General features: G+C 60.4%; 8 protein-coding genes. 4 read left to right on the forward strand and 4 right to left on the reverse strand.

The genetic code is table 11. The annotated features are described in order from the left end of the window. Positions 1 to 154 precede the first annotated feature (154 nt). A complete protein-coding gene (locus tag CCX46_RS29565) occupies positions 155 to 1,648 on the forward strand; it encodes a YifB family Mg chelatase-like AAA ATPase (RefSeq protein ID WP_127930214.1) in 1,494 nt (497 codons plus the stop codon). On the opposite strand, the gene CCX46_RS29570 is transcribed toward CCX46_RS29565, so the two are convergent. The 3 genes from CCX46_RS29570 to CCX46_RS29585 form a co-directional block, all read right to left on the reverse strand. Further along, the gene (locus CCX46_RS29570; RefSeq protein ID WP_127930215.1) at positions 1,645 to 2,859 is read right to left on the reverse strand and encodes an aldose 1-epimerase family protein; all 1,215 of its coding nucleotides are present in this window, start codon (positions 2,857 to 2,859) and stop codon (positions 1,645 to 1,647) included. The two genes, CCX46_RS29565 and CCX46_RS29570, sit on opposite strands and share 4 nt — an antisense overlap. A 219-nt stretch (positions 2,860 to 3,078) precedes the next feature. After that, the gene (locus tag CCX46_RS29575) at positions 3,079 to 5,055 is read right to left on the reverse strand and encodes a methyl-accepting chemotaxis protein (RefSeq protein WP_127930216.1); all 1,977 of its coding nucleotides are present in this window, start codon (positions 5,053 to 5,055) and stop codon (positions 3,079 to 3,081) included. A gap of 182 nt (positions 5,056 to 5,237) precedes the next feature. Continuing rightward, positions 5,238 to 6,158, reverse strand: coding sequence for a LysR substrate-binding domain-containing protein (locus tag CCX46_RS29585; RefSeq protein WP_034152038.1), 921 nt, complete (start codon positions 6,156 to 6,158; stop codon positions 5,238 to 5,240). Between the two features lie 159 nt (positions 6,159 to 6,317). On the opposite strand from CCX46_RS29585, the gene CCX46_RS29590 reads away from it, so the two are divergent. Then, a complete protein-coding gene (locus CCX46_RS29590) occupies positions 6,318 to 7,712 on the forward strand; it encodes a NorM family multidrug efflux MATE transporter (RefSeq protein ID WP_127930465.1) in 1,395 nt (464 codons plus the stop codon). Positions 7,713 to 7,839: 127 nt separating this feature from the next. Here CCX46_RS29590 and CCX46_RS29595 read toward each other — a convergent pair whose 3' ends face one another. Next, the gene (locus tag CCX46_RS29595; RefSeq protein ID WP_127930217.1) at positions 7,840 to 9,513 is read right to left on the reverse strand and encodes a putative bifunctional diguanylate cyclase/phosphodiesterase; all 1,674 of its coding nucleotides are present in this window, start codon (positions 9,511 to 9,513) and stop codon (positions 7,840 to 7,842) included. Between the two features lie 262 nt (positions 9,514 to 9,775). On the opposite strand from CCX46_RS29595, the gene rep reads away from it, so the two are divergent. Beyond that, the gene (gene rep, locus CCX46_RS29600) at positions 9,776 to 11,785 is read left to right on the forward strand and encodes a DNA helicase Rep (RefSeq protein WP_127930218.1); all 2,010 of its coding nucleotides are present in this window, start codon (positions 9,776 to 9,778) and stop codon (positions 11,783 to 11,785) included. Positions 11,786 to 11,842: 57 nt separating this feature from the next. Then, positions 11,843 to 12,415, forward strand: coding sequence for a xanthine phosphoribosyltransferase (locus CCX46_RS29605; protein WP_003229440.1), 573 nt, complete (start codon positions 11,843 to 11,845; stop codon positions 12,413 to 12,415). The last annotated feature ends 5 nt before the right edge of the window (positions 12,416 to 12,420 follow it).

Below are 12,420 nucleotides of genomic sequence, written 5' to 3' on the forward strand. Positions count from 1 at the left end.
CGGGCGAGAGTCAACGCTCCAATTCAGGCAAGCAGTGACAGCCCATCGGGTCTTGATACGTCTTGTAAACCTCTATTTCAGCACTGAAACCGGGCTCAACTACCCTTAAAAAACCCGCAGGAAGCGGCTCCCCGATTCAGCTCAAGGAACGACCATGTCCCTCTCCATCGTCCACAGTCGCGCCCAGATAGGCGTGGAAGCCCCCGCTGTCACCGTCGAAGTCCATCTGGCCAACGGTCTGCCGTCGCTGACCATGGTCGGCCTGCCCGAGGCGGCGGTGAAGGAGAGCAAGGATCGGGTGCGCAGCGCGATCATCAATTCCGGGCTGCAGTTTCCGGCGCGGCGGATCACCTTGAATCTGGCGCCGGCGGATTTGCCCAAGGATGGCGGGCGGTTTGATCTGGCGATTGCCTTGGGGATTCTGTCGGCGAGTGTGCAGGTGCCGTGTCTGACGCTGGACGATGTGGAATGTCTGGGTGAGTTGGCGTTGTCCGGCGCAGTAAGGGCGGTGCGCGGGGTGTTGCCGGCAGCGTTGGCCGCGCGCAAGGCGGGTCGTGCGTTGGTGGTGCCGCGGGCGAATGCCGAGGAGGCGTGCCTGGCTTCGGGGTTGAAGGTGTTTGCGGTGGATCATTTGCTGGAGGCGGTGGCGCATTTCAATGGGCATACGCCGGTTGAGCCCTATGTCTCCGACGGATTGATGCATGCCAGCAAGCCCTATCCGGACTTGAATGAAGTGCAGGGCCAACTGGCGGCGAAACGGGCGTTGCTGATTGCTGCTGCGGGCGCCCATAACTTGCTGTTCAGCGGGCCGCCTGGGACGGGTAAGACATTGTTGGCGAGTCGCCTGCCGGGGCTGTTGCCGCCGCTGGCCGAGAGTGAAGCACTGGAGGTGGCGGCGATTCAGTCCGTCGCCAGTGGCGCACCGCTGACCCATTGGCCGCAGCGTCCCTTCCGTCAACCGCACCACTCGGCATCCGGGCCGGCACTGGTCGGCGGCAGCTCAAAACCGCAACCTGGCGAAATCACCCTCGCCCACCATGGTGTGCTGTTTCTCGATGAGTTGCCGGAATTTGATCGCAAGGTTCTGGAGGTTTTACGGGAGCCTTTGGAGTCGGGATTCATCGTGATAGCCCGGGCCAAGGATCGCGTACGTTTTCCGGCACGCTTCCAGTTGGTGGCGGCGATGAATCCCTGCCCTTGTGGATATCTTGGCGAGCCCAGCGGCAAGTGCTCGTGCACACCGGACATGGTGCAGCGCTATCGCAACAAGCTATCGGGGCCGTTGCTGGATCGGATTGATCTGCACCTGACGGTGGCGCGGGAGGCGACGGCGTTGAATCCGGCAATTAAACCCGGCGAGGACAGCGCCAGCGCCGCAGCACTGGTAGCCGAGGCTCGCGAACGACAGCAAAAGCGTCAAGGCTGCGCCAACGCGTTTCTCGATCTGCCAGGACTGAAAAAACACTGCAAGTTATCCACAACCGATGAGAATTGGTTGGAGTCAGCCTGTGAACGCCTGACGCTTTCGCTGCGCTCGGCCCATCGCCTGCTCAAGGTCGCCCGCACTCTGGCAGACCTTGAGCAAGTCGATGCAATCAAACGCGAGCACCTGGCCGAGGCACTGCAATACCGGCCGGCGACACCTTAATGCTCGGTCAGATCCACCAACGGCGTCTGCCGCACTTCGGTGTCGCGCCCGGCCTGAATCTCGGTCACGCGCTTCAACGCGTTATCCACAGCCCCCTTGTCCGCAAGCAGGCTGTAGCTGATCTGGAACTGTTTGTGTTCCTTGGGTGCGATGGTCGGCACCAGATTCAGCGGACGCTGATAGCGGCGGTTGTAGGAAAAACTGGTGCCCGGCTCCAGCCCGGTGACGTAGCCCTGGCCTTGAGTGTCGGTATTTTTCCACAGGGAGAACACCGGCAACTGCTGGGTATTGAAGCCAACAGAAACACCGAGGCTGCCCGCCTTGTTATGCAAAACGGTCAGGGTTTCGCCTTTGGCATCGGCATAGGGCACGACGTTGTAGACGGTTTCGTCGTAGTCCTTGGTCGGTGCGCGGTAGGTTTGCCAGTCTGGCAAATCACCCTTGGCCTTGTCGTTGAACGGCGACACCTGCTTCACCGGAGCGGCAAATCGTGCGCCTTGCTCGAGGAACGGCGTACTGAAGTTGCTGTGATACAGCGCCTGGTATTCCTTCGGATAATCGCCGTTGTTGGTCAGCGTATCGTTGAGTGCGAAGCGCACGCTGCCGGGCTCGGTGACCAGCTCAGTGACGACCGAGAAGTCGACTTTCTTGAACGCTTGCTCTTTCAGCTCGCCGCGCAAGCTGATGGCGTAGGGCGGCTTTTCGTCGATGTGCAGCGTGACCGTACTGGCCGGGATGTTGGCGGCGCGTCCGTGCAAGGTCAGCAATTCACCATTGTCCATACCGGGATGGCCGACCCACTCGTAACCGCAGCGGGTCACCAGCTCGTTGAAACCTTCCAGCCAGCCCAGCCCACCGCGTCCGTTAAGTTCAATGAAGGCTGGGTTGACCACGTCCTTGACCGGCGAATCCCAACCCATGCGTACATTGCCAACAGAAGCTTGCAAGACATTCATGCCTCGGGTTGGCACCACCGAGAGTTTCATCGTGCCGTTATCGATATCAACAATGCTGACGCCTTCCTGCCGCCCACCGTGCAAGGTACGCAGGCTTACGGAGAAGGGTTTGTCGGTTTTCACACCGATCTGCTCACTGGTGATGCTCCAGTTTTCTGCGGGCTTGTTGGTATCGAGAAGGACGTAATCCCAGGCCATGGCGTGGGAAGCAGCAGTGAAGGCGCCGAGGGCGACGGCGAGTTTGAGCGGGGTCATGGCAGCAGCCTTTATTGGAGTTGTGCCATTTTTATAGCGCTGCGGAAACGTTTCAGCAAGTGTATTAGATCGACAGATCGCCTGTTCTGCCGGAGATCTTCAGTGATGCAATCGCGAGCAGGCTCGCTCCCACAGGGGATCCGGGTCTTCACAAAATCTGTGAATCACACCGAACACTGTGGGAGCGAGCCTGCTCGCGAAAGCTATTTCAAAGGCGCATCAACGAAAGCGATCAACCTCGGAACGCAAATCCGCCGCCAGCTTCTCAAGCTCCTTGGCGGTAACAGCCAGGTTCGACACAACCTCACGCTGCTCACTGTTGGCCAGTGCGATGCTCTGCAAATTACTGCTCAACAACGTCGCAGTGCTGCTCTGCTCCTGAGTCGCCGTGGTAATCGCGGCAAACTGCTGCCCAGCCGACCGGCTCTGCTCATCAATGCGCGCCAGCGCCGAAGCGACGTTGGCGTTACGCGACAAGCCTTCCTGCATCAGCACATTGCCCTGCTCCATGGTGCTGATGGCGTTGCCGGTTTCCTGCTGGATGCTGTGTATCATGCTGGAAATTTCATCAGTCGCCTGGCGGGTACGCGAGGCCAGGCTGCGCACTTCATCGGCTACCACGGCAAAGCCGCGACCTTGTTCGCCGGCACGGGCCGCTTCAATCGCAGCGTTGAGTGCCAACAGGTTGGTCTGCTCGGCGATCGAGGTGATCACACCGACGATGCCGCCGATTTCCTGCGAACGCTGACCGAGGGTGTTGATCACGCTGGCGGTGCTGTTCAGGGCGCCAGCGATTTGCTCCAGCGAGGACGACGCTTCTTCCATCGAGCTGCGGCCAATCTGGGTTTGCTGGGCGTTTTCCTGCGCCAGACGCTGGGTCGCGCCCATGTTGTCGGCAATGTTCAGCGAGGTCGCGCTGAACTCTTCCACTGCGCCGGCCATACTGGTGATTTCGCCGGACTGTTGCTCCATGCCTTCATAGGCACCGCCGGACAAACCGGACAGGGCCTGGGCACGGCTGTTGACCTCTTCCGAGGAGCGACGAATGTGCTCGACCATGGTCGACAGCGCTTGGCTCATCTGGTTGAACGCGCGGGACAGCTGACCGATTTCGTCGTTGCTCGACACGTTCAGGCGCACGCTCAGATCACCGGCGCCCAAGGCTTCCGCCTGACGGACGAGATCGCTCAGTGGCGCCAGTTTGCTACGCAGCAACCAGACCACGGAACCGACCGCCAGCAGCATCGCCAACAGACTGCCGATCGCCAGTTGCGTACCGACGCTCCACGTCACTGCGCGGATTTCGGCTTTCGGCATGCTTGCTACCACCGACCACGGGCCACCATCAAACGGCACCGCGACGCTGTAGAAATCTTCGGACTTGTCGCCCCAGAACTGACCTTTGCCCGGCGATTTCGCCAGATCCTTGATCACTGGAATCGCTTGATCCAACGCCTGCACACCTGCCGGTGCAACCAGCCATTTGCTCTGCTCATCGAGCAGCGCCAGCGAGCCGGTCTGGCCAATGCGGAAGCGCTTGAGGTTGTCGAACTGGGCGTTTTGAGCATCGGTGTAATCGAAGCCGACGAACAGCACCGCAATCACCTTGCCGCTGCCATCGCGCACCGGGGTGTATTGGGTCATGTAGGAACGATCGAACAGCAACGCGCGGCCGACATAGCTCTGCCCCGCCATCAACTTCGCGTACGCCGGGTGCGCGTGGTCAAGCAAGGTGCCAATGGCGCGAGTGCCGTCCTGCTTGGTCAGCGAGGTGCTGACCCGTACGAAGTCTTCGCCGCTGCGCACGAACAGCGTGGCGACGCCGGCGGTCATCTGCTTGAACTCGTCGACTTCCTTGAAGTTGTTGTTCAACACTTCGCTGCCCAGGTGCAGGCCCGGGGTCTGGGTGCCGGCCACCGTCACCGGTTCACTCGGGTGAATGCTCAGACCCGCGCTGAAGCGCTTTTCGAACAACCCGCTGAGCCGCTGGGTGCTTTCACGCAGCGTGCCGTGAAAGGTGCTCAGTTGGTCGGCCAGCAGCCGCGCCTCACTGGCCAGATGCTCTTCACGGGTAGCGAGGTTTGCGGAATCCAGCGAACGCAGGGCGAACACCGTACTGCCACTGATGACTATCGCCAGTATCACGGCGAGGGCGAGACCTAACTGTGAGGCGATCCGAGCGCGAGGTTGAGACATGACAGCTCCTGGCCGAACTTTCCGATCCTCCTTGATCGCAGCTCGGATAATTTTTAATAGTGGGGGTGAATCGTGGATACCGGCACGACGGTTCCACATGCACGTATTCGGCGGTAAAGCCGAATACTTGAGCGAGCAGCAGGGTTATGGCACAAGGCCGCCATTGTGGCGGCTCGAACGTTTCAGCTCAAGCGCGCAACCGCCGGCAGTTCCATGGCGCGGACTTCGCCTTGCAGGAAGTCGCTGAGGCGGCGCAAACGTTCACCTCCCGGACGGGTCTTTGGCCACACCAGGTAATAATTCAGTCCGCTGGCGACGGCCGTCGGCCACGGCAGGCTCAGTCGTCCCTGCGCCACATCTTCGGCGACCATCAACAGGTCGCCCATCGACACACCATAACCGCGCGCCGCGGCGATCATCCCTAACTCGAGGGTATCGAACACCTGTCCGCCCTTGAGCGACACCTGATCGGACAGCCCCATGTGCTCCAGCCAACTGCGCCAGTCACGACGATCCGGGGTTGGATGGAGCAATTCGGTGGACGCCAGCCGGGCCAAATCCCATGGCTGATCATTCAGCAGGTTTGGCGCACCCACCGGAATCAGTTCTTCGGGAAATAACAGGCTCGCCTCCCAGTCCGGTGGAAAATGCCCGTCACTCAGCAACACCGCGCAATCAAACGGCTCATCGTTGAAGTCCACCGAATCCACATCCATCCAGGCGCTGGTCAGTTGCACTTCGTTGCCCGGCTGCAAGTGGCGGAAGCGACTGAGCCGTGCCAGCAGCCAGCGCATGGTCAGGGTCGACGGCGCCTTCATGCGCAGAATGTCGTCTTCGGCGCGCAAGGTATTGCAGGCCCGCTCCAGCGCCGTGAAGCCTTCGCGGATGCCGGGCAACAGCAGGCGAGCGGCCTCGGTCAGTTGCAGGTTGCGACCACTGCGATGGAATAGCCGGCAAGCGAAATGATCTTCCAGGGTTCGAATATGCCGACTGACTGCGCTCTGGGTGATCGACAACTCTTCCGCCGCACGGGTGAACGAACTGTGCCGTGCCGCTGCTTCAAATGCGCGCAGGGCATACAAGGGAGGAAGACGACGAGACATGCAGAAAGCTCCTATAGCGGGATGCAGCCAGTCTGACGAAAACTGCTCAAGATGAGTTTTAATCATGCCACCCATCCTTTTTATCCCTTTGTGCAAAACCTGCCAAGCGCCGAGAATCGACGGTCTTCTGTTCCCTCTGAAAATCGAGTGGTGATGACCATGCAGCATCCTGTGCGTACCGAACTCTGGGCCATTCTGCGGCTGGCAGGGCCGTTGATTGCTTCACAGTTGGCGCACATGTTGATGGTGCTGACTGACACTTTAATGATGGCCCGCCTGAGTCCCGAAGCGCTCGCGGGCGGCGGTCTCGGTGCAGCGACTTACTCGTTCGTATCGATTTTCTGCATCGGCGTGATTGCGGCAGTCGGCACGCTGGTGGCGATTCGCAAAGGCGCCGGCGACATCATTGGCGCCGCACGGCTGACTCAGGCCGGGCTGTGGCTGGCGTGGCTGATGGCGTTGGGCGCCGGGTTGTTGCTGTGGAATCTGAAACCGGTGTTGCTGTTGTTCGGCCAGACCGAAACCAACGTCAACGCCGCCGGGCAATTCCTCATCGCCCTGCCCTTCGCCCTGCCCGGCTACTTGAGCTTCATGGCCCTGCGCGGTTTTACCAGCGCGATTGGCCGGGCGACGCCGGTGATGATTATCAGCCTGGCCGGCACGGTGGCCAACTTCCTGCTCAATTACGCGCTGATCACCGGCATGTTCGGCCTGCCGAAAATGGGTCTGACCGGGATCGGCCTGGTCACGGCGATTGTCGCCAACTGCATGGCGTTGGCATTGGCCTGGCACATCCGTCGGCATCCGGCGTATGACGCTTACCCTTTACGTGCGGGCCTGTCGCGACCGAACCGGCAATACCTGAAAGAACTGTGGCGCCTCGGTCTGCCGATTGGCGGCACCTACGCTGTGGAAGTGGGCTTGTTCGCCTTCGCGGCGCTGTGCATGGGCACCATGGGCAGCACGCAGTTGGGCGCACACCAGATCGCCCTGCAGATTGTTTCGGTGGCATTCATGGTGCCGGCGGGGATGTCGTACGCAATCACCATGCGCGTCGGCCAGCATTACGGCGCCGGTCAATTGAGCGATGCACGGATGTCCGGCCGGGTCGGGATCGTCTTTGGCGCCGTGGTCATGCTGGGTTTCGCCATGGTGTTCTGGCTGCTGCCAAATGAGTTGGTCGGGTTGTTCCTCGATCACAACGATCCAGCGTTTGCCGAGGTGATTCGCCTCGCGGTGAGCCTGCTGGCGGTGGCGGCGTGGTTTGAGTTGTTCGACGGTACGCAGACGATTGCCATGGGCTGCATACGTGGGCTCAAGGATGCGAAGACCACGTTTCTGGTCGGGCTCGGCTGCTATTGGCTGATCGGCGCGCCGGCGGCCTGGTGGATGGCGTTCCACTTGAACTGGGGGCCGACGGGGGTCTGGTGGGGATTGGCGTTGGGGTTGGCGTGTGCAGCGGTGAGTTTGACCCTGGCGTTCGAATGGAAGATGAAGCGGATGATTCGGCTGGAGCCGCAATCTCGGGGCTTCAACATCCCTCAGCCTGAATGAGATTCCCCTTGTGGGAGCGAGCCTGCTCGCGAATGCGATCGGCCAGTCAAATCATCTTTGCCTGACACACCGCTTTCGCGAGCAGGCTCGCTCCCACAGGGGCTCATGCCTGACCCGGAGATTGTATTTAGCTGACGATTTCCAGGGCTGACTGCTGGCTTGAGCCGAAGGTTAGATATTCAACCAGTTCCGCCAACGGCAACGGTCGGCTGATCAGATATCCCTGCACCTGATCGCAGCCAAACCCACGCAGCAGCTCCAGTTGCTCCGGAGTTTCCACCCCCTCCGCCACCACTTCCAGATGCAGGTTGTGCGCGAGATTGATCATCGCGTGCACCAGTTTGCGGTTCTCCTCGCGCTGCTCCATGCCGCCGACAAAGCTCTTGTCGATTTTCAGCAAGGTGATCGGCAGGCTGTTGAGGTGCACGAACGAGGAAAACCCGGTGCCGAAGTCATCCAGCGAGAAACGCACACCGAGGCGGCCGAGGGCGTCCATGGTCTGCTTGACCAGATCGCTGCGGCGCATCACTGCGGTTTCGGTCAGTTCAAACTCCAGCCACTGCGCTTCAACACCGCGCTCAGCAATCAAGCGACTAAGCGTCGGCAACAACTGACTGTCCTGAAACTGGCGGAACGACAAGTTGATCGCCATGTGCAGCGCCGGCAACCCGCGCTCGCGCAACGCCTGCATGTCACGCAGGGCTCGGGAAATCACCCAGTAACCCAGCGGCACGATCAAACCGCTCTGCTCGGCCAAAGGGACAAATTCACTGGGCGGCAGCAAACCGCGTTCGCCATGGCGCCACCGCACCAAGGCCTCGAGGCCAACAATCTGGCCATCCTGAAGATTCAAGCGTGGCTGGTAATGCAGCTCCAGCTCATCGCGACGCAACGCCCGGCGCAGTTCGCTTTCCAGATCAGCCATGCTCCGCGCGTTGCGGTTGATACGTTCGTTGAAGATATGAAAAGTGCAGCCTTGGGTGCTTTTGGCCTGCTGCATAGCGATATGTGCGTGCCACATCAGCGGGTCAGCGCCACCCTGCGCACGGGCATGGGCGATGCCGAGGCTGGAGCCGATCAGCAGGCTTTCGCCATCAACCCAATACGGTTCGGCGAGCGCTTCGGTGATGCGTTCGGCCATCCATTCGGCGCGCTGCGGCGCCCGGCGGGTGTCGATCAGCAAAGCGAATTCGTCGCTGCCCAGCCGCGCCAGTTGATCGCCGGCCTCCAGCTGGCTTTTCAGCCGTGCGACCACTTGCAGGATCAAGCGATCGCCAGCCTGATGGCCAAGCGCATCGTTGGCATGACGGAAGTTGTCGAGATCGAGATGCCCGAGGGCCAGGCCACGACCGTCGTTTTCCGCGAGGCGCGCGGCGAGCAAGGTCTGGAAACCCTGGCGATTGGCGATGCCGGTCAGCGGGTCCTGTTCAGCGAGGCGTTGCAGGGTGTTTTCGAGAACGCCGCGTTCGCGCACATGGCGCAGGCAACGGCGCAGCATGTCGGCGTCGAGGGCATCGAACACCAGCCAGTCACTGACGCCAACCGGCGCGGTGTCCGGTTCGTGTTCCAGCAGCAATACCGTCGGCAGGCTGCAACGGCCGGGTGCCGGTTGCAATGCAGGTATGGTCAACAACACCGCGTGGCGGTTGTCTTCGAACAAACTGCTGACCGACTCCCAGCTCGGCGCGCTGATCAGCACCGCCGCGCTCCCCATCGGAGCCAGACACTCACGCAATAACGCTGTCCACGCTGGCTCTTCGGCCAGTAGCAGCAAACGCAAGGGTTCGACAGGCGTAGACAAGCTAGCTCCCTAGACTCTGCAAAGATGTGGGCGGGGCATTATGCCGTTGCGATGTTCAATGACCAAATGACAACGGTTATCAAAACGTTATTTTGTGTCACGAATGAGTACATTAGCCGCAAAATCACCGCGCATCCTCCGCGAAAGTAACAAAACCGGCAAATTTGAATCGCGTGATACGTCACAAGTCGGAGAGAGCAGCACAATTCTCTGAGCCTGTTAAAATGCCGGCCCATTTCGTCAACGACTCCCGAATTTTCGTATGTCCCGACTCAATCCCCGGCAGCAAGAAGCCGTGAACTACGTCGGCGGCCCTCTATTGGTGCTCGCCGGTGCTGGCTCCGGCAAGACCAGCGTGATCACGCGCAAAATCGCGCACCTGATCCAGAACTGCGGCATCCGCGCCCAGTACATCGTCGCCATGACCTTTACCAACAAGGCCGCGCGCGAGATGAAAGAGCGGGTCGGCACCCTGCTGCGGGCCGGCGAAGGGCGCGGCCTGACCGTCTGCACCTTCCACAACCTCGGTCTGAACATCATCCGCAAGGAACACGTGCGGTTGGGCTACAAACCCGGTTTTTCGATCTTCGACGAGACCGATGTAAAAGCGCTGATGACCGACATCATGCAGAAGGAATACGCGGGCGACGACGGCGTCGACGAGATCAAGAACATGATCGGCGCCTGGAAAAACGACCTGATCCTGCCGCCTCAGGCGCTGGAGAACGCGCGCAATCCCAAGGAACAGACCGCCGCTATCGTCTACACCCACTATCAGCGCACGCTGAAAGCGTTCAACGCGGTGGACTTCGATGACCTGATCCTGCTGCCGGTAAAACTCTTCGAAGAACACGCCGACATTCTCGAAAAGTGGCAGAACAAGGTCCGTTACCTGCTGGTCGACGAATACCAGGACACCAACGCGAGCCAGTACCTGCTGGTGAAAATGCTCATCGGCACGCGCAACCAGTTCACCGTGGTAGGCGACGACGACCAGTCGATCTATGCCTGGCGCGGCGCGCGGCCGGAAAACCTGATGCTGCTCAAGGACGACTATCCATCGCTGAAAGTGGTGATGCTCGAGCAGAACTACCGCTCGACGAGTCGCATCCTGCGCTGCGCCAACGTGCTGATTTCGAACAACCCGCACGAATTCGAAAAGCAGCTGTGGAGTGAGATGGGCCACGGCGACGAGATCCGCGTGATCCGCTGCCGCAACGAAGACGCCGAAGCCGAGCGCGTGGCGATGGAAATCCTCAGCCTGCACTTGCGCACCGACCGCCCGTACAGCGATTTCGCGATCCTTTATCGCGGTAACTATCAGGCCAAGCTGATCGAACTGAAGCTGCAGCACCATCAGGTGCCGTACCGCCTGAGCGGCGGCAACAGCTTCTTCGGCCGTCAGGAAGTGAAAGACCTGATGGCCTACTTCCGCCTGATCGTGAACCCGGATGATGACAACGCCTTCCTGCGCGTGATCAACGTGCCGCGCCGTGAAATCGGCTCGACCACCCTGGAAAAACTCGGCAACTACGCCACCGAGCGCAAGATCTCGATGTACGCCGCCACCGACGAAATCGGTCTGGGCGAACATCTGGACAGCCGCTTCACCGATCGCCTGTCGCGCTTCAAGCGCTTCATGGACAAGGTCCGCGAGCAGTGCGCCGGCGAAGACCCGATCTCGGCGCTGCGCAGCATGGTCATGGACATCGACTACGAGAACTGGCTGCGCACCAACAGCTCCAGCGACAAAGCTGCCGACTACCGGATGAGCAACGTCTGGTTCCTGATCGAGGCGTTGAAAAACACCCTCGAGAAGGACGAAGAAGGCGAAATGACCGTCGAGGACGCCATCGGCAAACTGGTCCTGCGCGACATGCTCGAGCGTCAGCAGGAAGAGGAAGACGGCGCCGAAGGCGTGCAGATGATGACCTTGCACGCCTCCAAAGGTCTGGAATTCCCCTACGTGTTCATCATGGGCATGGAAGAGGAAATCCTCCCGCACCGTTCCAGCATCGAAGCCGACACCATCGAAGAAGAACGCCGCCTGGCCTACGTGGGCATCACCCGCGCGCGCCAGACCCTGGCCTTCACCTTCGCCGCCAAGCGCAAGCAGTACGGCGAGATCATCGACTGCGCGCCGAGCCGCTTCCTCGATGAGCTGCCGCCGGACGATCTGGCCTGGGAAGGCAACGACGACACACCGACCGAAGTCAAAGTCGTGCGTGGCAATAGCGCATTGGCTGATATACGCGCGATGTTAAAGCGCTAGAATTGACCACTTTTTACTAGACCTTCGGCGCACAAAGCGCCAAATGAGGACAGCTTCATGGAAGCATTGCACCAGAAAATCCGCGAACAAGGCATTGTGCTTTCCGACCAGGTCCTGAAGGTCGACGCCTTCCTGAACCACCAGATCGACCCGGCCCTGATGAAGCTGATCGGCGACGAATTCGCCACGCTGTTCAAGGATTCGGGCATCACCAAGATCGTCACCATCGAAGCCTCGGGCATCGCCCCGGCGATCATGACCGGTCTGAACCTCGGCGTGCCGGTGATCTTCGCCCGCAAGCAACAGTCCCTGACCCTGACGGAAAACCTGCTGTCGGCGACCGTTTACTCGTTCACCAAAAAGACCGAAAGCACCGTGGCCATCTCCCCGCGCCACCTGACCAGCAGCGACCGCGTGCTGATCATCGACGACTTTTTGGCCAACGGTAAGGCGTCGCAAGCGCTGATCTCGATCATCAAACAGGCCGGCGCGACCGTTGCCGGTCTCGGCATCGTCATCGAGAAGTCGTTCCAGGGCGGCCGCGCCGAACTGGATTCGCAGGGCTACCGCGTTGAATCGCTGGCTCGCGTGAAATCGCTGAAGGATGGCGTGGTCACTTTCATCGAATAAGCCAA

Source organism: Pseudomonas sp. RU47 (genome assembly GCF_004011755.1).
GTDB lineage: Bacteria > Pseudomonadota > Gammaproteobacteria > Pseudomonadales > Pseudomonadaceae > Aquipseudomonas.